This is a genomic window from Geitlerinema sp. PCC 7407 (assembly GCF_000317045.1).
In the GTDB taxonomy this organism is placed as follows: domain Bacteria; phylum Cyanobacteriota; class Cyanobacteriia; order PCC-7407; family PCC-7407; genus PCC-7407.
In genome coordinates, this window is sequence record NC_019703.1 from 4,407,061 (window position 1) to 4,431,046 (window position 23,986).

22 protein-coding genes are annotated in these 23,986 nt (G+C 62.4%); 10 read left to right on the plus strand and 12 right to left on the minus strand.

Annotated features, from left to right (window positions below):
• Positions 1-92 precede the first annotated feature (92 nt).
• A complete protein-coding gene (eno, locus tag GEI7407_RS18000; RefSeq protein ID WP_015173646.1) occupies positions 93-1,391 on the minus strand; it encodes a phosphopyruvate hydratase in 1,299 nt (432 codons plus the stop codon).
• A 206-nt stretch (positions 1,392-1,597) separates the two neighbouring features.
• On the opposite strand from eno, the gene gloA reads away from it, so the two are divergent.
• From gloA to clpB, 3 genes are all read left to right on the plus strand, one after another.
• Complete coding sequence (gene gloA, locus GEI7407_RS18005; protein ID WP_015173647.1) at positions 1,598-2,032, plus strand: lactoylglutathione lyase; 435 nt, start codon at positions 1,598-1,600, stop codon at positions 2,030-2,032.
• Position 2,033: 1 nt separating this feature from the next.
• Entirely contained in the window at positions 2,034-3,527 is a 1,494-nt protein-coding gene (locus tag GEI7407_RS18010; protein WP_015173648.1) for an iron uptake porin, read from the plus strand.
• 163 nt (positions 3,528-3,690) lie between these two features.
• Entirely contained in the window at positions 3,691-6,351 is a 2,661-nt protein-coding gene (clpB, locus tag GEI7407_RS18015; protein WP_015173649.1) for an ATP-dependent chaperone ClpB, read from the plus strand.
• An 87-nt stretch (positions 6,352-6,438) separates the two neighbouring features.
• On the opposite strand, the gene GEI7407_RS18020 is transcribed toward clpB, so the two are convergent.
• The 4 genes from GEI7407_RS18020 to GEI7407_RS18035 form a co-directional block, all read right to left on the minus strand.
• Positions 6,439-8,376 (minus strand): CASTOR/POLLUX-related putative ion channel, encoded by a 1,938-nt coding sequence (locus tag GEI7407_RS18020; RefSeq protein WP_015173650.1) that lies wholly within the window; start codon positions 8,374-8,376, stop codon positions 6,439-6,441.
• Between the two features lie 233 nt (positions 8,377-8,609).
• The gene (locus GEI7407_RS18025; protein ID WP_015173651.1) at positions 8,610-9,593 is read right to left on the minus strand and encodes a DUF1517 domain-containing protein; all 984 of its coding nucleotides are present in this window, start codon (positions 9,591-9,593) and stop codon (positions 8,610-8,612) included.
• A gap of 251 nt (positions 9,594-9,844) precedes the next feature.
• Positions 9,845-10,084, minus strand: coding sequence for a sulfur carrier protein ThiS (gene thiS, locus GEI7407_RS18030; RefSeq protein WP_015173652.1), 240 nt, complete (start codon positions 10,082-10,084; stop codon positions 9,845-9,847).
• Positions 10,077-11,165, minus strand: a complete 1,089-nt coding sequence (locus GEI7407_RS18035; protein ID WP_015173653.1) for a thiamine phosphate synthase — start codon at positions 11,163-11,165, stop codon at positions 10,077-10,079. The genes thiS and GEI7407_RS18035 overlap by 8 nt, the downstream gene beginning before the upstream one ends.
• 410 nt (positions 11,166-11,575) lie before the next feature.
• Between GEI7407_RS18035 and GEI7407_RS18040 the strand changes: the two genes are divergently transcribed.
• The 3 genes from GEI7407_RS18040 (at position 11,576) to GEI7407_RS18050 (ending at position 14,946) form a co-directional block, all read left to right on the plus strand.
• Complete coding sequence (locus GEI7407_RS18040) at positions 11,576-13,423, plus strand: DUF1565 domain-containing protein (RefSeq protein ID WP_015173654.1); 1,848 nt, start codon at positions 11,576-11,578, stop codon at positions 13,421-13,423.
• A 94-nt stretch (positions 13,424-13,517) separates the two neighbouring features.
• On the plus strand, positions 13,518-13,706 hold the full coding sequence (locus GEI7407_RS18045; protein ID WP_041268522.1) for a hypothetical protein: 189 nt from the start codon (positions 13,518-13,520) through the stop codon (positions 13,704-13,706).
• A gap of 1 nt (position 13,707) precedes the next feature.
• The gene (locus GEI7407_RS18050) at positions 13,708-14,946 is read left to right on the plus strand and encodes an FIST N-terminal domain-containing protein (RefSeq protein WP_150109820.1); all 1,239 of its coding nucleotides are present in this window, start codon (positions 13,708-13,710) and stop codon (positions 14,944-14,946) included.
• A gap of 15 nt (positions 14,947-14,961) precedes the next feature.
• Here GEI7407_RS18050 and GEI7407_RS18055 read toward each other — a convergent pair whose 3' ends face one another.
• On the minus strand, positions 14,962-16,071 hold the full coding sequence (locus tag GEI7407_RS18055; protein WP_015173656.1) for a metallophosphoesterase: 1,110 nt from the start codon (positions 16,069-16,071) through the stop codon (positions 14,962-14,964).
• Between the two features lie 290 nt (positions 16,072-16,361).
• Here GEI7407_RS18055 and trmB point away from each other — a divergent pair, with 290 nt between their 5' ends.
• The gene (trmB, locus tag GEI7407_RS18060; protein ID WP_015173657.1) at positions 16,362-16,991 is read left to right on the plus strand and encodes a tRNA (guanosine(46)-N7)-methyltransferase TrmB; all 630 of its coding nucleotides are present in this window, start codon (positions 16,362-16,364) and stop codon (positions 16,989-16,991) included.
• Positions 16,992-17,002: 11 nt separating this feature from the next.
• Here trmB and GEI7407_RS18065 read toward each other — a convergent pair whose 3' ends face one another.
• Positions 17,003-18,529, minus strand: coding sequence for a dolichyl-phosphate-mannose--protein mannosyltransferase (locus GEI7407_RS18065; RefSeq protein WP_015173658.1), 1,527 nt, complete (start codon positions 18,527-18,529; stop codon positions 17,003-17,005).
• A 124-nt stretch (positions 18,530-18,653) separates the two neighbouring features.
• Here GEI7407_RS18065 and GEI7407_RS18070 point away from each other — a divergent pair, with 124 nt between their 5' ends.
• A complete protein-coding gene (locus GEI7407_RS18070; protein WP_015173659.1) occupies positions 18,654-19,136 on the plus strand; it encodes a universal stress protein in 483 nt (160 codons plus the stop codon).
• Here the strand turns inward: GEI7407_RS18070 and GEI7407_RS18075 are convergent.
• Entirely contained in the window at positions 19,133-19,411 is a 279-nt protein-coding gene (locus GEI7407_RS18075) for a TIGR02450 family Trp-rich protein (protein ID WP_015173660.1), read from the minus strand. The genes GEI7407_RS18070 and GEI7407_RS18075 overlap by 4 nt on opposite strands.
• A 10-nt stretch (positions 19,412-19,421) precedes the next feature.
• A complete protein-coding gene (locus GEI7407_RS18080) occupies positions 19,422-20,471 on the minus strand; it encodes a TonB family protein (protein ID WP_015173661.1) in 1,050 nt (349 codons plus the stop codon).
• Positions 20,472-20,802: 331 nt separating this feature from the next.
• Here GEI7407_RS18080 and petN point away from each other — a divergent pair, with 331 nt between their 5' ends.
• Positions 20,803-20,892 carry a cytochrome b6-f complex subunit PetN gene (gene petN / locus GEI7407_RS20485; protein ID WP_071880863.1) on the plus strand — a complete coding sequence of 30 codons (90 nt, stop codon included), beginning with the start codon at positions 20,803-20,805 and terminating at the stop codon, positions 20,890-20,892.
• A 6-nt stretch (positions 20,893-20,898) separates the two neighbouring features.
• Positions 20,899-21,036 (plus strand): hypothetical protein, encoded by a 138-nt coding sequence (locus GEI7407_RS21490; protein ID WP_190274155.1) that lies wholly within the window; start codon positions 20,899-20,901, stop codon positions 21,034-21,036.
• A 150-nt stretch (positions 21,037-21,186) separates the two neighbouring features.
• On the opposite strand, the gene GEI7407_RS18085 is transcribed toward GEI7407_RS21490, so the two are convergent.
• From GEI7407_RS18085 to trxA, 3 genes are all read right to left on the minus strand, one after another.
• Positions 21,187-22,113 (minus strand): NF038130 family PEP-CTERM protein, encoded by a 927-nt coding sequence (locus tag GEI7407_RS18085; protein WP_015173662.1) that lies wholly within the window; start codon positions 22,111-22,113, stop codon positions 21,187-21,189.
• A 259-nt stretch (positions 22,114-22,372) separates the two neighbouring features.
• Positions 22,373-23,542: an LL-diaminopimelate aminotransferase gene (locus GEI7407_RS18090; RefSeq protein WP_015173663.1), complete on the minus strand. Its 1,170-nt coding sequence runs from the start codon at positions 23,540-23,542 to the stop codon at positions 22,373-22,375.
• A gap of 96 nt (positions 23,543-23,638) precedes the next feature.
• On the minus strand, positions 23,639-23,983 hold the full coding sequence (trxA, locus tag GEI7407_RS18095) for a thioredoxin (RefSeq protein WP_015173664.1): 345 nt from the start codon (positions 23,981-23,983) through the stop codon (positions 23,639-23,641).
• Positions 23,984-23,986 lie beyond the last annotated feature (3 nt).

The following is a 23,986-nucleotide window of genomic DNA, read 5'->3' on the forward strand; positions in this document are numbered from 1 at the left end:
CCAAAAGCAGGGGCTTCCGAAGATCACCCCTGCTTTTTTGACCGTATTACTGGCTACGGATCTGCCCCAAATTTTGTCAAAAAGTACGCCGCTTAGCCGTGCCAGCGGGGGCACAGACCCACCGCGCCCGCGTACACCGCGCGATCGCCCAGCTCATCCTCGATGCGCAGCAGGCGATTGTACTTGGCGACCCGCTCACTGCGGCACAGCGAGCCCGTCTTGATCTGGCCAGCCCGCGTCGCCACCGCCAGATCCGCAATGGTGGTGTCCTCGGTTTCGCCCGAGCGGTGGCTGATCACCGAGCGATAGCCGTTGCGCGTGGCTAGGTCGATGGTTTGCAGGGTTTCCGTCAGCGAACCAATTTGGTTGAGCTTGATCAAGATGGCATTGCCGGCTTGGCGATCGATGCCGTCCTGCAAGCGCGTGATGTTGGTGACAAACAGGTCGTCGCCCACCAGCTGCACGCGATCGCCCAGGCGCTCCGTCAGCAGTTTCCAGTGGTCCCAGTCATCCTCATGCAGACCATCCTCAATGGACACAATGGGATACTGCTTCACCAGCGACTCGAGGTAGTCCACCATCTCCACCGGGCTGTGGGCCGCGCCGTCGTAGGTGTACTGTCCCCCCTTGTACATTTCGCTAGCGGCCACGTCGAGGGCCAGCGCCACTTGCTCACCGGGCTTGTAGCCAGCCTTTTCGATCGCCGTCATCAGCAGATCCAGGGCCGCCTGATTCGAAGGCAGGTTGGGCGCATAGCCCCCCTCATCACCTACGCCGGACTGGAGCCCCTTGTCCTTGAGCACCTTGCTGAGGGCTTCAAACACCTCTGCACCCCAGCGCAGCGCCTCCCGGAAGGAGGGCGCCCCGTGGGGAACGATCATAAATTCTTGAATATCCACGTTATTGTCAGCGTGGGCGCCGCCGTTGAGCACATTCATCAGCGGCACGGGCAGCAGGTTGGCGAGGGGACCGCCCAGGTAGCGATAGAGGGGGAGGCCGTAAGCCGAGGCGCCTGCTTTGGCCACGGCCAGGGAAACGGCCAGAATGGCATTGGCACCCAGGTTTGCCTTGTTGGGCGAGCCATCGAGGTCTATCATGAGGCGATCGATGAGCTCTTGCTCGACCGCAGCGACGTCGTAGAGGCGAGGAGCAATGGTTTCCTCAACATTTTGGACGGCTTTTAGGACGCCTTTTCCTCCGTACCGGCTGGCATCGTCGTCCCGCAGTTCGTGGGCTTCGAAGCTGCCAGTTGAGGCACCACTGGGAACTTGAGCAACTCCCACGGCACCGTTGATGAGATGCACTTCGGCTTCAACGGTGGGACGCCCACGGGAATCAAGAATTTCGCGGGCATGGATAGCTTCAATGACAGTCTCTAGCTTGTCAATCATTCCCTTATTTACCTCGGATGGCACAATGGCGGCGGGCTGAGGGTTGCAGGGGCGATCGCCCAAAAGCGCGCCAGCAGTTTCAGCAACAAAGCCAGATCAGCCCGCAGAAACTTAATGTCAGAAAGACCCGATTGTTAGAATACGTCCTAAAGAGACCTGCAAGTGTCTTCACTAAGAACAATTAGCGAAAGAATTTGAGATTACCTATGCGCCTACTACACACCATGCTGCGTGTCGGCAACCTGGAGGAATCTCTGCGGTTTTACTGCGATATTTTGGGCATGAAGCTGCTGCGCCAAAAAGACTATCCGGGGGGCCAATTTACCTTGGCGTTTGTGGGCTACGGCGATGAGGCGGATCATTCGGTCCTGGAGCTGACCTACAACTGGGGCGTAGAGAAGTATGAGCTGGGGGATGCCTACGGCCATATTGCCCTGGGTGTGGACGACATTTACCAGACCTGCGAGCAGATCAAGGCCCAGGGCGGCAAGGTGGTGCGCGAGCCCGGACCGATGAAGCACGGCTCGACGGTGATCGCCTTTGTGGAAGATCCCAATGGCTACAAGGTGGAGCTGATCCAGCTGGGAACCCAGGGGTCAGCCCAGGCCTCGGAGCAAGCTGCGACGGGAGCGTCGGTGTAGGTTGGGTGCGCGGCGGGCGGCGGGGCTTGCGTTTGGCCTAGGGCTGCTGGGGCTAGCGATCGGCGAGGCGGCGCGAGCTCAGCGATCGCCGGTATCTGTGGCACCGGTCGATCCCATGGCGCAGGTGCGGCCGGTGGCGGCGCTGGCGGATGTGGCGCCGACGGACTGGGCCTATCAGGCGGTGCGATCGCTGGTGGAGCGCTACGGCCTGCGGGGCTACGAAGACGGGACATTTCGGGGCGATCGCGCCCTGAGCCGAGCCGAGTTTGCGGCGGCGATCGCCCGCGTGCTGGAGCAGTTGCAGGTGCTGGCCCAGACCACCCGAGAGCAGCAGGTCGAGCCAGAGGATTTGGCGACGCTGCGGTTTTTGCAGACGGAGTATGCCGACGCCCTCGACAATCTGGGAGTCCGCCTCGATCGCAATGAGCAGCGCACCGCCTTTCTAGAGGAGCGCCAATTTTCAGCGACCACGAAGCTGGAGGCCCAGGCGGTGCTGGCCAGCACCCTGAGCACCGATGCCAATCTATCGGCGATCGCGCGGGTTCGCCTCAATTTGCAGACCGAGCTGGGCGATCGCAGCCGCCTGCTGACTCAGCTGGAAACGGGGAACGGCGGGCGCGACGCGGCGGACCTGGCACACCAGCAAGGCGGCAACTGGCTAGGCACCCGAGGCTTTTTGGCCGGGGGCGGCGGTCTGGACTACATCGACGCAGGCCCCGAGCTGCGCCTCAGCCAGCTTCACTACACCCTGCGCCCGACGAACAATCTGGCGCTGACCGTTGGCCCCAAGCTCGCGCCTCGGGACTTCATCGACGCCAATGCCCTGGCCAATGACAGCAGCCGCGACTTTAGCAGCAGCGTGTTTGTCAACAACCCGCTGATTGTCCAAAATGCCGTCGATCGCCCGGGCGGGGCGGGGGCGGCGATCGCCTGGAGCCCCAGCTCTCAGTGGACGCTGCGGGGTCTGCATGTCTGGCTAGAAGACGAGCAAGTGGACGAGGAAAGCTTGGGTTTGGGGGGCGATCGCCGCCAGAGCAGCCTAGAGCTAGAATACGCCCCCAGCGAGGCGATCGCCCTGCGCCTCCAGTACACCTACGCCAACCTCAGCGACATCGATATCAATGCCTTTGGCCTGAATGCCCAATGGCGGATCAACCGCTCTGTCGGCGTGTTTGGCCGCTACGGCATCGCCTCCTATGAGGGCTTCAGCGCTCCCCTCGATCGCTCCCTGGACCTGACGCCCCAGACCTGGGCAGTGGGCCTGACGCTGCAAGATTGGCTGGTACCCGGTGCCCTAGCGGGTTTGGCGGTGGGCCAGCCCTTCGCCGGGACAGACCTCGGCGACGCCACCCAGACCAACTTTGAGACCTTCTATAACCTGCCCCTCAACGATCGCCTCAGCGTGACCCCCGTCTTCATGCTGATCACCCGCCCCGACAACGACGATCGCCCAGCGATTTGGCAAGGAACGCTACGCACGGTCGTAACATTTTGAGATACGCTCAGGCAGCAAGGACCGCTGGCCTTGGTCACCCCAAGGCGCGATCGCCCCACCCTCGGCCAAAATTCCGGGAAGAGAGGGGTCCAGTTGCTATACTGAAGGCGCTGAGAAGCGCCATTTTGCAAGGATTTCTTCAGGTTTACCGAACTGTTTAGATATGCAGCCCACCGACCCGACTCGCTTCACCAACAAAGCCTGGGACGCCATCGTAGAGTCCCAGGACGTGGCTCGACGCTGCAAAAATCAGCAGCTTGAGGTAGAGCACCTGATCACGGCGCTCCTGGAGCAAGAGAAGGGCCTGGCGCTCAATATCCTAGAGCGCGCGGGCGTGGACATCAGCCGCCTCACCCAGCAGATCGAGCTGTTTGTCCAGCGGCAGGCGCGCGTCTCCGAAGTGTCGCAGCTCTATCTGGGCCGGGGACTCGACATCCTGCTCGATCGCGCTGAGGCTGCCCGCCAGACCTGGCAGGACGAATTTATTTCCATCGAGCACATGCTGCTGGCCTTCACGGAGGACGAGCGGGTGGGCCGCCGCCTGTGCCGGATGCTGAACCTCGAAAAGCCAGCCCTAGAAGCAGCAATCAAGTCGATTCGCGGCAGCCAGAAGGTCAGCGACCAAAACCCCGAGTCTCGCTACGCCGCCCTGGAAAAGTACGGCCGCGACCTGACGGAGCAGGCCAGAGCGGGCAAGCTCGACCCGGTGATCGGGCGGGATGACGAGATCCGCCGAGTGATCCAGGTCCTGTCGCGGCGGACCAAGAATAACCCGGTGCTGATCGGTGAGCCGGGCGTCGGTAAAACGGCGATCGCCGAAGGACTGGCCCAGCGCATTCTCAACGGCGACGTCCCCGAGTCCCTGAAAAACCGCCAGCTCATCTCTCTGGACATGGGTTCCCTGATCGCCGGTGCCAAGTATCGCGGCGAATTCGAGGACCGTCTGCGGGCCGTGCTGCGGGAAGTCACCCACTCCGACGGCCAGATCATCTTGTTCATCGATGAGCTGCACACCGTCGTAGGGGCCGGGGCTTCCCAGGGCACCATGGACGCGGGCAACCTGCTCAAGCCCATGCTGGCGCGGGGCGAGCTGCGCTGCATCGGCGCGACCACCCTCGACGAGTACCGCAAGTACATCGAAAAAGACGCCGCCCTCGAACGCCGCTTCCAGCAGGTCGTGGTCGGCCAGCCCAGCGTCGAAGACACCATCTCCATCCTGCGCGGCCTCAAGGAGCGCTACGAAGTCCACCACGGCGTCAAAATTACCGACTCCTCGCTGGTGGCGGCAGCCACGCTGTCGGACCGCTACATCAGCGATCGCTTTTTGCCCGACAAGGCCATTGACCTGGTCGACGAAGCGGCAGCCAAGCTCAAGATGGAAATCACCTCCAAGCCCACAGAGCTGGAAACCGTCGATCGCCGCCTGATGCAGCTGGAGATGGAAAAGCTCTCCATCGAAGGCGAAGGGGCACGCCCCGGCGCCACCGGTGCCTACCAGCCCTCCCAGGATCGCCTAGAGCGCATCCAGCAAGAGATCGCCGAGCTGCAAACCAAGCAGCAAGAACTCCACGATCAGTGGCAGGGCGAAAAGCAGCTGCTCGAAGCCATCAACGCCATCAAGGAAGAAGAGGACCAGCTCCGCCTCCAGATCGAGCAGGCCGAGCGGGACTATGACCTGAACAAGGCCGCCCAGCTCAAATACGGCCGTCTCGAAACTCTCCAGCGCGATCGCGAAGAAAAAGAAGCCCAGCTCCTGGAGATGCAGACCCGGGGCTCCACCCTGCTGCGTGAGCAGGTCACCGAGGCCGACATCGCCGAAATCGTCGCGCGCTGGACCGGCATTCCCGTCAATCGTCTGCTGGAATCCGAGCGTCAGAAGCTTTTGCAGCTCGAGTCCTATCTCCATCAGCGCGTGATTGGCCAAGACGAAGCAGTAGAAGCCGTGGCCGCCGCCATTCGGCGGGCGCGATCGGGCATGAAAGACCCCGGCCGCCCCATTGGTTCGTTCCTGTTTATGGGCCCCACCGGCGTCGGCAAAACCGAGCTGGCCCGCGCCCTGGCCCAGTCCCTCTTCGACACCGAAGAGGCCCTGGTGCGCATCGATATGTCGGAGTACATGGAGAAGCATTCGGTGTCGCGGCTGATCGGAGCGCCACCGGGCTACGTGGGCTACGAGGAAGGCGGCCAGCTATCGGAGGCGGTGCGTCGCCATCCCTACTCGGTGGTGCTCCTCGACGAGGTCGAAAAAGCCCACCCCGACGTGTTTAATATCCTGCTCCAGGTGCTCGACGATGGCCGCATCACCGACTCCCAGGGACGCTTGGTGGACTTCCGCAATACCATCATCGTCATGACGAGCAACATCGGCAGCGATCGCATTTTGAACTTCGGCGGCGATGAGTCCAAGTACGAAGAGATGCACAAGCAGGTCATGCAGGCCCTGCGGGGACACTTCCGGCCCGAGTTCCTCAACCGCGTCGATGACATCATTCTCTTCCACCCCCTCAGCCGCAAGGAGCTGCGCGCCATCGTCAGCATCCAGATCCGCCGGATCGAGCGTCTGCTCGCCGACCAAAAGATCGCCGTCGAGGTGACCGAAGAGGCGCTCACCCACGTGGCCGAAGCGGGCTACGACCCCGTCTATGGCGCGCGGCCCCTCAAGCGAGCCATCCAGCGGGAGATCGAGAACCCCCTGGCCACCAAGCTCCTGGAGAACCTCTTCGTGGAAGGGGACACCATCTGCGTGGCCGTCGAGGACGACAGCCTGATCTTCAGCAAAAAGGTCGCCGCTCCGGTCTCCGAACCCGAAGTCGTCTCAACCTAAATCAGCCTTAATCAAGGCGTCTTCTGCCCGCTAGAAGTGCTCGGCTGAGTGAGCCTTCGAACCCCGGCCGTTAGGACTTAGGGGCGCCTAGGACTCAGCGACCAGGATGATCGCATCACCGGGCTGAAACGTAATGGGCTGATCCTTCGGCGGATTGATCACCACCCCATAGGACTGGGCAAGGCTGCTGGCGTCGGCTTTGCGCCGATACCCGATCGCCGATTCTCCCCGCTGTCTGGCGGCTTCGACCACGGTGTAAAAATTGACGGGGCGATCGCCGGTGACGTAGCGACTGGCCGGTTTCAGGTAGATCTCTGAGCCTTCAGGACTAAACAGCTCCGTCAGCACTGCGTTGATGCTCTTCTGCTCAGCAACCTGGGCCAGCATGAGACTAATTAGCTGCTCGCTGATCACGAAGTCATCGGGGCGGGCGACCTGGGCCAGGGCCTGATTGCGCACATCCAAGATTTCGGTGACGATCTGGCAATTGTGGTGATGGCGATCGCACATATCCCGCAAATGCAGGAGCGTCACCAGCGTATGGGCGTCTGCTTCTTCGGCCTCCAGGGTCGAGTTGCACAGCACAACCGCATGGTCATAATGGGTCAGATCGAGGCTTTCTAGAGTGTCGCGATCCGTGGGGTCTCCCTGCCGGTAGGACACAGCTTGTCTCTCCAGCTGGAGGCTTTCCGCAGACAGGTCCACCTCGGCGGCGGGCAGCTCGGCCACGACCATCACGCTCGAGCCCGGAGCCACGTACTGATCCAGCAGCTGAATAATGGTGGCGACCCGGTCATTCCAGCCCAAGATGAGGGTGTGCTCGGCGATCGCAGGGGACGCTTCGACCAGCTGAATGGCTTGATGATCGATGGGTGCCTGGTCTGCTGGGTTTAGCTGGGTCGTGTCGTCATCTTCGCTAATCACGATCAGGCGATCGCCAGCTTGTAAGCAGGTCTCACTCCCAGGGTTCAGCTGAAGGGTGCCATCGGCCTTTTGAATGCCGATCACGGCCGAGTGATGGTAGGCCAAGAGCGCCTGACCGTAGGTTTTGCCCTGGAGAGCAGGCTCCTCTCGAAAGTAGATTTCATCGCCGCTAAAGTTGAGCAGATCAATATAGACCGTAGACAGCCCTGATTGCCGACAGGTTTGCACCACGATCCGCGAAATCAAATCGTGGATCAGCAGCGGCTCCACATCGTTGTGGGCAATCAGCTTGAGCACATCCAGGGTCTTGGGAGTCTGAACCTGGGCGACCAAGTGATAGGGCTGGGGGTGCGATCGCGGAATGCTTTTGATCGCCAAGAGCGTTTTGACCAGTTGCGTATCTCTGTGATCCTCGCTGGAGTTCAAGAGGATGACGGAGCGGGCCGTTTGAATGCTGACAATGCCCAAGTCTGCCATGCTGCTGGGGCTGCCCGTGCGGCAGACTAGGCGAATGCGGGGCAGTTTGCCCAGCGTACTGGCGAGGGCCGTTTCCATCTCCACCTTGTCCTCGGTGCTGAGGATGGTAATGCAGGTGTCTGGGCAGTTTGCGTTGGCCAGGGCTAGCTCCGAAATGAGGGTGAAAATTTGCAGCGACCAGCCCAAAATCACGATGTGGTCGGTTTCGATGACGCGCGATCGCCCTTTGCGCAGGTCCTCCAGCTTGGCGTCGATGCCACTGCTCAGCAGGCCGATGAGCGTGCTCACCACAAAGATGCCGCCAAAGGTGACAAACAGCATGGTCAGGCGAAACCCCCAGCCGGTGTCGCCGCCGACTGCGCCGGAGTCGAGGGTCCGCATCAGCACGCCCCACAGGGCTTCGGGAAGATTGAGGCGATCGCCCCCCTCAGGCGCAATCCCCAAGAGGTTTACCAGGGCCGCCATCAGCACAATAAACGCTAGGGACACCAGCGCCAGGCCACTGACCAGAGCCACGGTTCCCCGGGCCATAAAGTTGTCGAACTGGTAGCGCAGATGACCAGCCAGCGTGCTGCTATGGTCTTTGTCGCGAAATACGGAGCGGCTGCGAAGGGATTGTGGCATGGGAAAACCAGGGAACACATGAATTCAGGGTGTTCGCGGACATTCAGTGTGTTCGCGAACATTCGAGGTATCCAATAGTTTTCCCAGTTTCGAAAAAACAGCGCTAACGCCGATAGACAGCCCCCCAATCGCAAAAATCTCCACCGAACCCAAAAAAGGCTAGGTGGAGATTTTCCATGGAAGTATTCGCCAGACAACGACGGCCCACCAAGCAACGGGGCCGCAGGTCTTGTCTAGACCAGCTTCAGGTCAGGGTACTCAGCCAGCAGATCGTCCGTCGTCAGGACGTCGCCGTCTGCCTGGGGCGTCCAGAGCACCTCGACCGCCAGCAGCTGGTCGCTGCCCACGGCCCCGATCTTTCGGAGGGCCTGGCGCAGGTCGTCGGCGCCGTTGATGGTGGGCAGGTCCAGCTTGCCCTGGGTGCCGACCAGCAGCGTGACCACGATGTACTCGCCGGGGCCTTCGGGGTTGAGGTCGGCGCGAACAAAGATTTCGCCATCGCGCTCAACCACGGGCAGGGCTGCTCGGCGCTCGGCCTGACGCAGCTGGTTGTTGACGTTGGAGAGGGTCTCTTCGCTGAACTTGCTGCGCTCCGCTAGGGACAGGCGATTGAATTGGGCTTCGGCCGTTTCGAGGCGAGCTTGCTGAGACTCGGAGGCGCCGTACACCCAGTACTCGGGGTGACGCAGCAGCGCTAGGGAGGTCTCTTGCAGCACCTGGGTCAGCCCTTCGCTCGTGGAAGTGTTGGCGGTGCGGCTGACGCGATCGAGGTCGGCTTGCAGATCGCGGGCCTGGGCCAGCAGACCCACTTGCAGCTTGGCCACAGACACAGACGGGTTGCTGCTGTAGCCCATGGTCTCGCCGCCCTCGGAGAAGTTCCGGAAGCTGCGCATCAGGAAATTGGCGATCGCAATCACGATCAAGATAGTGAAGAGGCCGCCAAACCCACCCCCAATGCCGAAGAAGGGCATGGGGAAGAAGAAGGGAAAGCCAAAGCCACCGCCAAAGCCGCCACCGGGATAGGCCGAGGGAGGATTGTAGGTGCGGGTCGGCGCTGAGTAGGAGCTCGGCGCGCGGAAGGAGCCGCCGCCCATGCGGCCACCCGTGCGGGCCGCCCAAGCATCCCCTGCGCTGCCCAGCACCAAGGTGGCGACGAGGCCCAGCATCACCAGGGATTTCAAAAAGGGTTTTATCGTAGCCATCAGTTTTTTGCGCATCAGCTTTGACCTATCTATGCTCATTCAAAGTATCGGGATTCTGGTTGATCCCCACCCTTTTTCCAAAAGCTTTTGCATCTTGTTATGCGTCTAGGGGTGTCGTGGTTGCGATCGCCCAGAAATTGGGTCGAGCCAGCCCACGGAGTCTGGCTTCACACCCTTTAATCTATCGCCTTCTCGGGAGCGATCGCAGCGCGCCCCTGGCAGATTTCGCGGGCAATAACCGGCCAAAACCAAGCGGATTGCCAACCCTAGGCAACGCTACCGCCACCCACAATGGTCACAATTTCCAGGCGATCGCCCGTTTGCATCTGGGTTTGCTCCCAGAACTGGCGATGGAGAATCTCGCCGTTGTACTCCACCGCCACCAGGCGCGGATTGAGGCCGAGCTGCTCGAGAAACGTCGGCAGCGACGTCTGGGGCGGACAAGCCTTCGGCTCGCCGTTGACTTGCAGCGTGACGGAGTTTTGGAAAAACGATAGCTCAGCCATGGGTCTGGGAAACTTTTGCGTCGTGGGCCTTCAGGGTTTGTCCCCGCTGGAGCTGGGACAGGAAAAACTGGGTGTTGAGGGTCGGCTGCTCGGCCTCCATGATGGAGCGCACCACCGCCACCCGATCCGCTCCCGCCGCGATCACCTCGTTCACGTTCTCGGTGTCGATGCCGCCGATGGCAAACCAGGGCACAGGGGAGTTTTCGGCAGCGTAGCGGACATAGTCGAAACCAGCGGCAGCCTTGCCGGGCTTGGTGGGCGTCTCAAAGACTGGGCCAACCCCAATGTAGTCGGCTCCCTCAGCCAGGGCGCGGCGCATTTCCTCGGGGCTGGTGGTGGAGCGGCCAATGATCCGCTGGGGGCCCAGGAGCTGCCGCGCAAAGGCGATGGGCACATCTTGCTGGCCCAGATGAACCCCGTCTGCCTCCACGGCCACGGCCAGGTCCACCCGGTCATTCATCAAAAAGAGGGCGCCGTACTCGTGGCACAGGGCCTTGAGCTTGCGGGCATTTTGCAGCCGCACGACATCGTCGGTGTTTTTGTCGCGGTACTGCACCAGGGTCAGGCCGCCCTGGAGCGCGGCCTCTACGACGCCAAACAGGTTCTCGCTCGGGGAGGTGACCAAGTACAGCAAGGCCTGCTGGAGCCGCTGGTGACGGTGGTGGGCCAGCAGCGTGGATTCGAGGGTGTACACCTCGTAGCGCATCTGCTTGCAGGCCGCGCCGAACTTGGGGTCATAAATCTTGCCGTACTCTTCGAGGACGCGCAGGGCCTCCTGGACGCGGCAGCAGTTGACGAGCAGGACCTGCTCAATGCTGGTGCGCTGCTCTTCTTGGGGGTGGGATAGGCCCGTGCCGGGGTCGCCGGGGGTGTCGCGCGCTTCTCGCAGCTCGGCATGGTGCCAGCTGGCGAGCTCTTGGCGCAGGGTTTTGCAGACTTGGGTCAGAGATGGGTTGTTGAGGCCAAAGCGGCACCACTCCTCGATGATGCGCAGTCCTTCGCGCGCTCGGTCGAGGTTGGCGTCCAAAATTCGATAAAGCGCAGGCTGCGCTCCGAAACTCCAGCCCTGGGTATCGCGCATCGGAACTTTCCTCTTGGTTTTTTAATCCTAGCAGCCAGTTTCCAAGATTCTATGGTTCTCGTTGGGCTTGGCGGGAGAGTCCCAAAGCCTAGCTAGCGGGCGATCGCCTCGGATGGCGATCGCCCAAAGATGCGGATTTCTGGCGCGCCCTGCGAAAGAAAGAGCCAGAAGCCATTAAGCTTGATGCATCTTGACCTTTTGTGCTGCGTAAGTTTGGGGGGCGCGATCGCCCAGGATCTAGACGCTGCCAGCCTGGAGCGGCTCTAAGCCTCCCTAAATTTTCGCGATTTTTAGGACTGACCTGCGGGTCAGCCGCCATGGGTGCGGGTGCCAGAACCCGACGGCGGGGTGTTGATAGCCCTTTGGGGTTCTCACGAGAAATGCACGCGCTGTAGAGCGGAGGCTGTTCTATGAGTCTGTTGAGTCGTTCGGTTCGAGTTTCGGCGATCGCCTCGCTGCTGCTGAGCAGTGGGGGAGTGGCGATCGCGGTCAGTAGTGTCGGGATTCCGGTGGTCTTGGGGAGTCTGCTGGCGGAGGGGGCGATCGCCCAAACTCAGGCGGCAACCGTTCTCTACGTGGATCCGGTCCGGGGCAGTGATGCCGGCGCAGGCACGGCCCAGGCTCCCCTCAAAACCATTACCCAGGCCCTGGCGATCGCCCCCACCAGCAGCGTGATTCAGCTCGCGCCGGGCACCTACAGCGCCGCCAGCGGCGAGACCTTTCCCCTGCGCCTCCAGCCCGGGGTCACCCTCCAGGGCAGCGCCGAGAGCCAGGGTCAAGGTATCGTGATTCGCGGGGGCGGGCGGTTTCTCAGTCCGACCTCGGCGGGCCAGGACATCGCAATTTTGGGGGCCAATCAGGCGGCCCTGATCGGCGTGACGGTGACCAATCCCAACCCCCGGGGCTACGGCCTGTGGATCGAGTCGAGCAACCCGACGGTGGCCAGCAACACCTTCACCGGCAACACCCACGACGGCATTTCGGTGGTGGGCCGCAGCGCGCCGCTGATTCGCGGCAACCACTTTGTGGCCAACGGGGCCAACGGCATCACCCTCTACGGCCTGTCCCAGGCCCAGGTCCAAGAAAATCTGTTTGAGCGGACAGGCTTTGGCGTCAATGTGGGCCAGAAAGCAGCGCCGACGCTGCTGAAAAATCGCATTGTGGGCAACGAGGACGGCGTGGTGGTCCAGGCCAGCAGTCGGCCGATTTTGCGGGAAAACGTGATCGAGGGCAATCAGCGGGATGGTCTGGTGGCGATCGCCGATTCCCAGCCCGACCTCGGCACCCAGGCCCAGCCCGGCAGCAACACCTTCCGCAACAATGGCCGACTGGATGTGAACGTCAAAGCGTCCAGCCAGATCGTCCCGGCCTTTGGCAACCAGCTGGTGAGCAGCCGCGTGGAGGGCCGGGTGGACCTCGCGGGTACCACCCAGGTGACGCCCGTTCCGGCGATCGCGGCAGCCCCAGCGCCCATCGTGGCCCAGGCCGCAGACAAGTCTTCCCTTTCGGCGCGCTCCTTCCCGGTGCCCACCAGCTTGCAAAGCAGCCCGCCGGTGGCCCCGCCGCCGCAGGTTCCTGTGGCGGCGGGGCCAGCGCCCCGCGCGATTCCCATCCCTGTCGCAGCGCCCGAAACAGCGGCGCGGCCCGTGACGACCTCCGGGCGATCGCTGCCGGTGCCCACCGTCACGCCGAGCGTCCCGGTACCGGCCCCGGTCGTGCCGGCGCGGACTGTGCCGATTCAGACTGCACCCGCACCCACAGCAGCCATCGAGATTCCGGTGACGCCGCCCAGCCGCTCGGTGCCCGTGGTGGAGCGATCGCCCCAGCCGGTGCAGCCCGCTGCCGTCGAGATTCCCGTGCTGCCCCCGGAGAACGCGGATCCCACACCCCAGCCCGCAACCGTCGCCGCTCGTCCGCGATCGGGCGCCCTGCTGCCGGTGCCCAGCGCCCGCATTCCCGTTGGCAACGCTGGCAACCGAGCCCGCAATGTGGCGATCGGCGCCAGCACGCCGGGCGGTCCACCGCCGCCACCGACCCAGGCCCAGGCCCTCGGGTTCCAGTATCGGGTGGTGGTGGCGACGCGCTCCGAAGCCGACCAGGCCCGCGTGCGATCGCTGGTGCCGGGCGCCTTTCGCGTGTTTCGCGGCAGCCAGATCTTCATGCAGGTAGGGGCCTACAAGACCCAGGCCGAGGCCGACGAAATGTATCAGCGCGTCAGCAGCCAGGGGTGGCAGGCCCGGATCGAGACCACCCAGTGATTGCGCGATCGCGGCCCTCATCGCAAGAGCGCGATCGCCCCTCATCGCAGTTGCCGCCGGGTGAGTATGTCAAAATCATGAAACGGCAGTGTGTGTGCCCTGGCTGTTCGGGAATGGTCCACGAAAGGGCGATCGGCGGGCTGGCAAGATCCAAGGCGATCGCCGCCAGCAGGTCTCCAGAGCCAACCTGACGCTCTTTCTGGACATTTCCGAGAGCAGCCCATTTTTGTGCAGCATCATATCGGAAGGAACCTTAGGCGATGGCAGCGTCCTCGACGACTGAAATGCAATGGGTTAATGCCCTCTCAACCCGTCCCTCCCTCGAAGCAGCGGTGGATGAGGTGGTCACCCAGGTTCATCACAAGCTCCAAGGCCCGCCCGATCTTGCCATCCTTTTTATCTCCGCCACCTTCAGCAGCGACTTTCCGCGCCTGATGCCCCTGCTGCGCGAAAAGCTCGACGTTCCGCACCTGATCGGCTGCAGCGGCGGCGGCATCGTTGGCTGTGACGCCGCAGGCCAAACCCAAGAAATCGAAGAAACCCCGGCCTTGGCGCTGACGGTGGCGAAGCTGCCGGGCGTCTCGATCCGGGCCTTTCACCTCAGCGCCGACGAGATTCCCGACCTCGACAGCCCGCCCAGCGCCTGGATCGACCTGATTGGCGTCCCTCCAGAGGCCCAGCCCAAATTCGTGCTGCTGGCGGACCCCTTCTCCGCCAAGATCAACGATCTGTTGCAGGGGCTGGACTTCGCCTACGCAGGCTCGCCGACGGTGGGCGGCCTCGCCGGGGGCGGCTCCGGCACCAACAACGGCCTATTTTGCAACTATCAGCTCCATCGCGAGGGCTCCGTGGGGCTGGCCCTCAGCGGCAACATTGTCCTGGAAACCATCGTGGCCCAGGGCTGTCGCCCCATCGGCAAGCCCTACCGCGTGGCAGAGGTGGAGCGCCACATCATGCTCAAGCTGTCGGAGCAGGACGACGCGGACCTGCTCAGCTCGCCCAAGGAGCGGACGCCCCTAGAGGTGCTCCAAGAAATTATTCAAGATCTCAGTGATGAGGACCGGGCGCTAGCCCAGCACTCGCTGTTTGTGGGGCTGGCGCGCAACGAGTTCAAGCGAAATCTGGAGCAAGGGGACTTTTTGATTCGCAATCTGCTGGGGGTAGATCCGCGGGTGGGGGCGATCGCCATCGGCGATCGCGTCCGGCCGGGGCAGCGCATCCAGTTCCATCTGCGTGACGCCAACACCTCCGCCGAAGATCTGGAAATCCTGCTCCAGCGCTACCAGTCCACCTTGGATGATCAGGCCACCCAGCCCGTCGGCGCGCTGATGTTCTCCTGCATGGGGCGCGGCGAAGGCCTCTACGAGCAGCCCAACTTTGATTCCCAGCTGGTGCACCGCTACCTCGGCCCTCTGGCTCTGAGCGGCTTCTTCTGTAACGGCGAAATCGGCCCCGTCGGCGGTGGCACCTTTTTGCACGGCTACACCTCGGTGTTGGGCATCTGCCGCCAGCCCTCTCCCTAGGCCCGAGCGGCGGGCCTAGTCCAGGCGCAGAGCGGTGTGATTGTCGATCAGGTGAGGGACGCCAGCGGCGTCGAGGGCGCTAAAGGACTCAAAAAATCGTCGCGCCGCGGGCGGGAAGTCTGGAAACTCGAAAAGCGCATCGCCTCGGGAAATGTCGGCCCAGAAGTAGCTCAGTTCGGGAGCCAGACTCTCGGCGGCGTCCAGGGGCAGATTCAGCGGAGCTTCGGTAAGCAGGCGCACCATGAAGGGCTGGCTGCGATCGCCCATCCACTGGCGCGACACCTGGGTCAGCCTCGGCCAGTCGGGCACCGCCGTCACTCGCTCCGAGACCACCTCCAGCCAGCGCTGGCCCTGGGGGTCGCTGCGCACTGCCAGCACGCGGTAGGGATGGGGATAGCTGACCAAAGACCCCGTCGTAATGTCGTAGAGGCCGTGGGACCGCGCGATGTCCTGGATGTGCAGATGCCCCGTAAACACCAGCGGCACCCCGGCCGCTTGCAGCACTTCCAGCAGTTCTTGGTGGTTGCGCAGGATATAGCGGCGGCCCATGGCGTGGCGCGACTGATTGGGCAGGTGCTCGGCGACATTGTGGTGCACCATGACCATCACCAGCTCCTCTGAGGCCGCCGCCAGCACCTCTCGCAGCCAGCGCATCTGGGCTGCGTCGATCGCGCCCTGGCTCTGCTGCTGCCCCGTTTCGTCAAACTGATTTGAGTTCAGGCCGATCAGCCGCACCCCCGGCAGCACCTGGCGGCTGTAGTAGGGCTGGGCCGGATCGTCATAGCCGAAGGCCTGGTAGTAGTGGGCAAATTCCGCCAGGCCAATGGACCGGCCGTCCGCCTCTCGGTTGGGGACGTCGTGGTTGCCGGGTACCACGTAGCAGGGAAAGGGAAGCTGGCTGAGGCGCTGGGCCAGCCAGGCGTGATTGGCCGGTTCTCCGTGCTGGGTTAGGTCCCCCGGCAGCAGCAAAAAGTCGAGATCCAGCGTCTCCAGGTGGGCAAAAACCTGTTCGAGGGCCGCAATGCTCACCTCGACCATGTGAAATCGGCTGGGATTTTGCCAGATTGTCTCGGGGAGGGCGATGTGGGCATCGCTGATCACAGCAAAGCGAAACTCGGGGCTCATGGGCGATCGCAGGAGTGACGGTCGTCAGCCTGGAGATCTGATCCAGGCACGTTCCAATCCTAGCGGACTGGGGAATTGGGGCGATCGCTCGATCGGGCAGTCCAGGGCTAAATTCAAGGGCCAGCGGGTCGGGCGATCGCCCCCAAAATCGCGAGCGCGGCTACCGCTGATTTGCCCTTGCACCCAGGGGCAAAACCGCCTTATGATGCCTAGCTTGCAAACTATTGTGAGGCGCTCCCGGTCCCCAGCCCGATGATCGGGAGCCGCCGCGCCCCAAGGAAGGTAACTCAGTGGTTGTTCGCGTGCGTCAACACGTCAATCCCCTCAGCGACAAGTATCAAATCCCCACCCCGCCGCCCGACTGGCAAAAGATCTATGCCAGCCTCGATCGGCCTTTGCATCTAGATATTGGCTGCGCGCGGGGGCAGTTTGTGTGGGAGATGGCGGCTCAGTACCCCGACTGGAATTTCCTGGGGCTCGAAATTCGCCAGCCCCTGGTCGATCGGGCCAACGAGATTTGCCAAGAGCTGGGCCTGACCAATGTGCATTTCCTTTTTTGCAACGCCAACAACTCCGTAGAGCCGATCTTGGCCTCCCTGCCGACGGGCGCTTTTCAGCGGGTCAGCATCCAGTTCCCGGACCCCTGGTTCAAGAAGCGTCACCAAAAGCGGCGCGTGGTGCAGCCGGAGCTGGTGGCGGTGCTGGCGAAGTATTTGCCCGCTGAGGGGGTGGTGTTTTTGCAGTCGGACGTGCTGGCGGTGGCCCAGGAAATGGTCGATCGCTTTGCCGAATCTCCCAGCTTTCAGCGTCAGGGCCACGAGTGGCTGCCCGAAAATCCGCTGGGCGTGGCGACAGAGCGCGAAAAGCTGACTCTGGGCCGCCGAGACCCGGTTTATCGAGCGATTTTCACGCGAAGCTAGCCCGAGGGCAGCTACCAGGTGGGCAGCCAGCGCCGCATTTGCAGGGCAGAGGGGGAGAGGGGCAGGCCCAGGTACACGGGCAGCCAAAACAGGAAGCTCAGGACAATTAAGGCGATCAGGGCGATCGCGCAGCGCTGGCGGAAGAGGCTGGGGCTGTGGAGCCAGCGATCGCCCATCCAGGCGATCGCCAGCAGGCTAAACACCGAGGACCCCATGTAGTGGTAGAGGAAGGTGCAGCGCTGCACCAGCATCCAGGGCAGCCAGTTAGCGGCCCAGTTGATCACCAGGTACAGGGCCAGTCCGGGGGCGATCGCGGCTTGGGCTGCCTCGACGAAGACAGGCTGCTTTTGCCAGCGCTGCCACCCCCATAGCCCCACCTGCTGGATCACCAGAGCGCAGCACAGGGCGATCGCGCTGGACGAGAGCCACCACAAAAAGGGATTGCCCATGGCGTGGACGTCGAAGATATAGCGCCCTGCGCCGCTGGGCAGCGGCGGCCCGTAGATCGGCACGATTTCCTGGGGCGTTTGGCCGGTTTGATAGAAGTACAGGACGTGGCGTACCATGCCGGGCCAGGTGTACCACGGCGAGCAGTAGGGGTGCGTTGCATTGTCGCCGACACGGCGGTGGTAGCTGAGCAGCTCTGCCTGGGCGCTCCAGAAGGTGCCGCCGAAGCTCTGTAGGTGGGGAATCCAGATCAGGCTGTAGGTCAGCAAGGGAGCCAGTCCCAAAAAGACGACAATCGCGATCGGGCTGAGGCTGGCAAAGCGCTCTAGGACGGGACTGCTCCAGCGAAAAGGCGCAGCGGGCGCGGCAGAGTTGGCAGCAGCGCGCCGCGATCGCCCGTTTTCCCACGTCTTGCGGCCCCAGGCAATCAGCCACACGCCGTAAACCCCCAGCAAAAAGCCCAGGCCGTTCCACTTGACGCCCACCGAGGCCCCGAAGCACAGCCCCGCGATCGCCAGCCATCCGTAGCGCTGCCCGCCCCGCAGCCCCAGCGATCGCAGCAGACACCAGTGCCCCAGCAGCCCAAAAATCAGCAAATAGACATTGATCAGCGCATAGCGCGATTCCACCAGCAGCAGCCCATCCAAGGCCATCAGCAGCCCCGCCATCAGCCCATAGCTGCGGCGATCGCTCACCTGCCGCGCGATACCCGCCACCACCAGCGGCACCAGCGACCCCGTCAGGGCATTGACCCAGCGGTAGCTCCAGGGCGCCAGCCACGACCCTGTCAGGTTGTTGCGGGGCACCTCCGCCAGCCAGGGCAGCCGCTCCCCGATCCAAATCCCGATGGCGATCAGGTATTTCCCCAGGGGCGGGTGACCGTCGATGAAAAACGTCTGGGTCAGGTAGTGGTCGGCAAACTTAGCAAAATACACCTCGTCAAAGACCAAGGTGTTGAACCGGCTCAGGCCCCAAAACCGCAGCCCTAGGGACAGTCCCCAAATCGCCAGCAAGCCCAGGGAATACCAGGGCAGTTTCTGGACAGCGGGCGGCAGGCGAGAAAACCAGGGGGACACAGCGCTAGATTGCATAGAGGCGGTTTGGGCGATCGCGGACGATTGTGTATCCCATCATAGGGATGTTTGGGCTTGCCAAAAGCGCGATCGCCTTGCACAGGATATTCTGAGAAATAGGGGCGCACAGGACAGAAAACCGATGAAATTCAAGCGAATTTTGGCAGCACTCGATCGCTCCGGTCACTCCGACAGCGTCTTTCAGCGGGCCGTCAGCCTCGCCCAAAGCGATCAGGCCGAACTGCTGCTGTGTCACTGCCTCACCGGCATCTCCAGCAACGCGATCGCCTACACCGACCTCTACGGCAAGCCCATGGTGAACTTTTCGGCGGCCCAGCAGCAGACCCAGCATCGCGCCGAGCAGGAGGCCCGTCAGTGGCTGCAAGCCTACCAGGCCCAGGCCCAAGCCCTCGGCGTCCACGCCGAGATCCGCTGCGAAGTCGGCTCACCCAGTGCATGGCTCTGCCAGAGCGCCGATCAATGGTCCGCAGACCTGATTGTGATTGGGCGGCGGGGGCGGCGCGGCCTGACCGAGGTCCTGCTCGGCAGCGTCAGCAGCGACGTTGTGCACCAGGCAGCCCGCTCCGTGCTGGTGGTCCAGGGAGACGACCCAGAGACTGCTTAATCTTCCAAATCGCGATCGCTTCCCAGATCGCTCTCAGCCTGAAGCTCCAGATCGCGCAGGGGCGTCCAGCCCGGCTGCCACAGCGATCGGTCCTTCAGCAGGGTGGCATTGATCCAAAAGCGCACGTCGTCATCACAGGACGACACCATTTCTGCAAAGACCCACTCCCCTTGATTTTTGCGATTGAGCACCTGAAAGTGCCGCCAGCCAAAGGTCGCAGACTGAGCTGTCCACTTGGAACCGAGGAGATGGGGAAACTTTTGCTTTTTCGCCATGCCAACTGTGCTAGGACCCGTCCCGCAGTTTGTAACCAAACTTCATATTAACCACGATGGAGGTGTCTTGGATCTCTGGCGGAAACGGGGGAAAGGGCGCAGCGGCCTGCACCGCCGCGATCGCCCCTTCGTCGGCATTCGCTAGGCCCGACGACTGGGCCACCTCCGCCGAGAGCAGCCGCCCCGACGCATCAACGGCAAAGCGCACGACCACTTGACGAGAAATGTCGAGCTGGACCTGATCCCAGTGCTGATTGATTTGCTGATTGACCCGGTTGACGTAGCTCCCCACGGCTTGGTCTGCCATCGCGTCTACGCTGGGTTTTCCGGGCGCTTCCCGATCCGCGGACGGTGCGCCATCGAGCCCCTGCCCCCCAAAGGCCTGATCCGTCTGGCTGCTTTCATCGCCGTTCTCGGCGCCAGTTTGGGCTGGGCTGGGGGGTGCCTCTGAGCTGGGCGACGCTTCTGGGCTGGGGGGTGCTTCCGGGGACGCAGGGGTCGCTGGCGACGGGGAAAGGGCGGGCGATCGCGGGTCGGTAGCGGGATTGGCCTTCAGAGCAGGCACCTTGGGGCGGGGGGAGGATGGCTCTTTGGGGGCCTTCTTCGCGTTTGTGTCGAGGGATTTGAGGCTTTTATTTTGAAGGGAGCTGCTGGCGGAAGCCGCTTGGGGCGAAGGCTCTGGCGCTGGCGGGCTGGGAGCAGGCGGCGGTAGGTCTGGTAGGGGTGAGATGGCCTTGGGTGCGGGCGAGGGTGCGCCTTGGCGCGGCAGGTTCGGGGCGCCGGTGGTGACGGGCTGCTGGGGTCGGGGCGAACCGGCGGCGGTGGCATCGGCGATCGCCCGGCGTGCCGTAGGTTCCGGCGGCTTCTGGGGGGCCTCCTTGGGCTCCAGATACACCACCTCGATGGGCTCTGGTGGCTGCTCGGCCTGGCGACGGTGCCAGTAGACCCCGAAGCCCGCGATCGCCCCTGTGTGCAGCACCATCGCCATCGCCAAATAAAACATCAGGCGATCGCCCGAGCAGACCCCCTTTTGGGCGCGATAGGTGCGTGCTAGCTTCATATCCGCTGGCTTCCTCGCTGCCATTGCCTGTGCCAGTTCTGACCGCCTCGGGCTTGGGGCAATGGATGAATGCTCTATTATCCACGCATTTGGGAAAAGCGAACCAGGGACAGCCCTCGCCCTGGGGGGACAAGGTTTGGTAAGATCGGCGAAGTCGCGGGCAGGCAACCCGAGACTCTAAACGGACGCCACCGATCGACCCTGCGATCGCCCTTGCGCATCATCTGGCCGATCAAGCGTCAACCCCCGAGGCTGTAGCCTGGATGCGCCTCGCTACGGGTGCCAAGAGGATTTCTGTCGTTTCACATTCGCCAGTCTTTACATAACTGCCATGGATATCTTGACGCTGGGTTGGGTTGGGTTGTTGACCGTCTTTTCCTTCTCCATCTCGATGGTGGTTTGGGGCCACAACGGCATGTAAGGCACCGTGGAAATTTCGCCCTATATCGTTTTGGCTACCGCAGCGATCGCCCTTCTGGTCGTGGTCACCGGCGGCGTGAGCTATCTCACCTATGCCGAATGGCGCGATCGCCGTCGCCAAGACCGAGAGCGACGCGGACGCTAGCCAAAACTCACAAAACCAAAGACCTCTACAAAGCAGCCCGCGCGGGCTGCTTTGTTTTTGGAGAAACCCAGCGAAAAGCACCACAAAAAAAGGAGCCCCGAGGGGCTCCCGCGCTGGTATACGGAGGACTCAAGTTACTCGTTTGATACCCTAGGCCGCGCCTTGGCCGCCTTGGCGCTTCAGCAAGAAAGCGCCGCCGAGACCCACAAGGCCCAGCAGCAGCGAGGGCTCAGGCACGTCTTGGGGCGGTACATCGCCCTGGAAGGTCACTTCGTAGTTGCCCGTGTGAGAGAGCCGATCGCCCCGCTCCACCAGACCAGACTGGGTCGCATTGAAGCTATAGAGCAGCTGAGAGGGCCCGCCATTGTAGGCAACCTTGACCACTTCGCTGGCCTGGATCGTGCGGCCCGAAAGCTGCGACTTCAGGTTATTAGCGAGAAACTTAGCGTTGTTAGGCACGCTGCTGTCATTGAGGAAGCCATCAATGCTTTTCGTAATCAGCGAGGTGGCATTGAAATGGCCCGCCAAGCCGATGCGGACCAGGCCGCTGCTGTCTTGGTTGACGTAGGAAATGTTGGGGTCGCTAAAGCGCTGGAAGCCGCCGTAGTTCTTGAATACGTTGAACGCGAAACCCTTGATGTCGTTGGACAGACCGCCCAAGCCGTTGTTGTTGAGCGCTGCATTGAACCACACCTGGCCGAAGGTGCTGCTGCCGACCGGCGAGAGCCAGTCACTGAGGGTCAGGTTGCTGAGGGTGATGCCCTTGCCGCCCAGGGTGCCGCTCAGGCTGGTGACCTGGTTGAAGTTAGCGCCGGGCTGCTCACTGCTGGCAAAAAGCTCGACGTTGCCGGTGGGGTTGCTGCTGTCGCCGGTGAGTGCCGACTGGACATTGGCAGACGTGTTGGGCACCAGGAAGGTGTTGGTGCCGTCGGAGCCGTAGGTGAGGTAGTCAGAGCCGCTGACCACTGGATTGGCCAGGGTGCCTGCGGTGGCGGGCGTCGCTGCGATCGCGGCAGTGCCCGCGAGAGCGATCGCCGAAAAACCCATCATGAGAGTCTGAAAAGATTTAGTGACCATGGTGGTAACGGAGAAAGTACCAAAGACAATCCGCGAACAGGGATCAGAGGCGCAGCGGTGTCTGTTCCCAGCGGAAATGACTACCGGACCTGGCCTATTATTGCTGCGATCTGAGGAAATATTTGTCTAGTTTACGAGGGACTTTGATGGACTTCGATAAAGCCAGGATAAATTTTGGCAGATCCGTTAAAGAGCTTCCGTAAAGTCCGGCCGCCGCAGTGAAACAGGCGATCGCCCAAGCGCTGAAAGGCCGATGGGCTCAGCCTTTGAGAAAAGCCGCCATCCGCTCGACCGCCACCTGAAGACGCGCCGGTGAATGCACCAGCGCAAAGCGAACGTAGCCCTCGCCCGCCGCCCCAAAGCCGACGCCGGGAGACGCCGCCACTCCAGTGGCCTGCACCAGCTCTCGGCAAAAACCAATGGAGTCCTGGTCCCAGGGCTCCGGCAGCTTGGCCCAGATGTACATGGTGGCGGAGGGAGTGGGCACGCTCCAGCCAATGGCATTGAGGGCACTCACAAAGGCATCTCGGCGATCGCGGAAGGTATCGACCGCTTGCTGCACCGTCTCTTGGGGACCGGTCAGCGCGGCGATCGCCCCGTTGAGAATGCCGCGATATTGGTTAAAGTCCACAACGGCCTTGATCTGGCGCAGCACCCGGATCAGCTCGCGATTGCCGATGGCGTAGCCCACCCGGAAGCCGCCCATGTTATAGGACTTTGACAATGTGAAAAACTCAATGGACACCCGCTTTTGGGGGTCGGCCTGGAGCACCGAGGGCGCTCGGGAGCCGTCAAATACCAAGTCCGCGTAGGGAAAATCGTGCACCAAGGCCAAGTCATGGGCCTCACAAAAGGCCACCGCCTCGCGGAAAAAGTCCAGGCTCGCCGTCGCGCTGGTGGGATTGTGGGGATAGCTGAGCACCATCATGCGCGATCGCTCGATCACCGCCGCCGGCATCTCCGAGAAGACCGGCAAAAAGCCATTTTCGGCCCGCAGCGCCATGGGGTACATTTCGCCGCCCGCCAGCGCCACCCCGCCGATGTGGGAGGGATAGCCCGGATCGAGCAGCAGCGCCACGTCGCCCGGATTGAGCAGGGCCAAGGGCAGGTGGGCCGTCCCTTCTTGGGAGCCGATCAGGGGCAGCACCTCGGTTTCTGGGTCGACGGCCACGCCAAAGCGCTGGGTGTACCACTGGGCCGCCGCGTCCCGAAAGGCCCGCGTCCCGTGAAACAGCAGGTAGCCGTGGGTGCTCGGGTCAGGCAGCGATCGCGCGATCGCCTCCAAAACATGGGGTGGCGTCGGCAGATCCGACGACCCTAAGGACAAATCAATCAAATCTCGGCCCGCCGCCAGCGCCTTGGACTTGGCTTCGTCCATGTCGGCAAAAACGTTCTTTTGCAAAGACTCAACTCGCTGGGCCAATCGCATAGCGTGCGCTTCCTGGAGGACGAGGGCGGGCGTTCGGAAAATCCAGTATAGCAGCGGTTTTTGGGGTCCAAAAACCGCTGCTCTGGAGCTCGATGCTTAGGCCTGCTGGAGCTCCGGCAGATTTTTGAGCAGCCAGTCTTCGAGGCGCTGCTTGCCGATGGCTCCCTCAATGGACTCTTTCACTTCGCCCCCCTGAAACAAAATCAGGGTCGGAATGCCCTGGACCTTGTACTGGGCGACGGTTTCAGGATTGGGGTCGACTTCCATTTTGATCACCTTGAGGCGATCGCCATAGGTATTGGCCACATAGTCCATCAGCGGCGCAATCAGTCGACACGGGCCACACCATTCGGCCCAGAAATCCACCAACACCGGCTGCGTCGCCTGAAGCACTTCTGCCTCAAACTGCGCATCATTAATCGACAACACACCGCTACTCATATC

Coding starts and splice junctions, on each gene's coding strand:
- trxA (WP_015173664.1), bottom strand. CDS start 23,983: ATGAGTAGCGGTGTGTTGTCGATTAATGATGCGCAGTTTGAGGCAGAA.
- GEI7407_RS18055 (WP_015173656.1), bottom strand. CDS start 16,071: ATGAGCCCCGAGTTTCGCTTTGCTGTGATCAGCGATGCCCACATCGCC.
- GEI7407_RS18020 (WP_015173650.1), bottom strand. CDS start 8,376: ATGCCACAATCCCTTCGCAGCCGCTCCGTATTTCGCGACAAAGACCAT.
- GEI7407_RS18065 (WP_015173658.1), bottom strand. CDS start 18,529: ATGCAATCTAGCGCTGTGTCCCCCTGGTTTTCTCGCCTGCCGCCCGCT.
- GEI7407_RS18040 (WP_015173654.1), top strand. CDS start 11,576: ATGAGTCTGTTGAGTCGTTCGGTTCGAGTTTCGGCGATCGCCTCGCTG.
- thiS (WP_015173652.1), bottom strand. CDS start 10,084: ATGGCTGAGCTATCGTTTTTCCAAAACTCCGTCACGCTGCAAGTCAAC.
- GEI7407_RS18050 (WP_150109820.1), top strand. CDS start 13,708: ATGCAATGGGTTAATGCCCTCTCAACCCGTCCCTCCCTCGAAGCAGCG.
- GEI7407_RS18070 (WP_015173659.1), top strand. CDS start 18,654: ATGAAATTCAAGCGAATTTTGGCAGCACTCGATCGCTCCGGTCACTCC.
- clpB (WP_015173649.1), top strand. CDS start 3,691: ATGCAGCCCACCGACCCGACTCGCTTCACCAACAAAGCCTGGGACGCC.
- eno (WP_015173646.1), bottom strand. CDS start 1,391: ATGATTGACAAGCTAGAGACTGTCATTGAAGCTATCCATGCCCGCGAA.
- GEI7407_RS18035 (WP_015173653.1), bottom strand. CDS start 11,165: ATGCGCGATACCCAGGGCTGGAGTTTCGGAGCGCAGCCTGCGCTTTAT.
- GEI7407_RS18080 (WP_015173661.1), bottom strand. CDS start 20,471: ATGAAGCTAGCACGCACCTATCGCGCCCAAAAGGGGGTCTGCTCGGGC.
- gloA (WP_015173647.1), top strand. CDS start 1,598: ATGCGCCTACTACACACCATGCTGCGTGTCGGCAACCTGGAGGAATCT.
- GEI7407_RS18025 (WP_015173651.1), bottom strand. CDS start 9,593: ATGCGCAAAAAACTGATGGCTACGATAAAACCCTTTTTGAAATCCCTG.
- petN (WP_071880863.1), top strand. CDS start 20,803: ATGGATATCTTGACGCTGGGTTGGGTTGGGTTGTTGACCGTCTTTTCC.
- GEI7407_RS18075 (WP_015173660.1), bottom strand. CDS start 19,411: ATGGCGAAAAAGCAAAAGTTTCCCCATCTCCTCGGTTCCAAGTGGACA.
- GEI7407_RS18090 (WP_015173663.1), bottom strand. CDS start 23,542: ATGCGATTGGCCCAGCGAGTTGAGTCTTTGCAAAAGAACGTTTTTGCC.
- GEI7407_RS18085 (WP_015173662.1), bottom strand. CDS start 22,113: ATGGTCACTAAATCTTTTCAGACTCTCATGATGGGTTTTTCGGCGATC.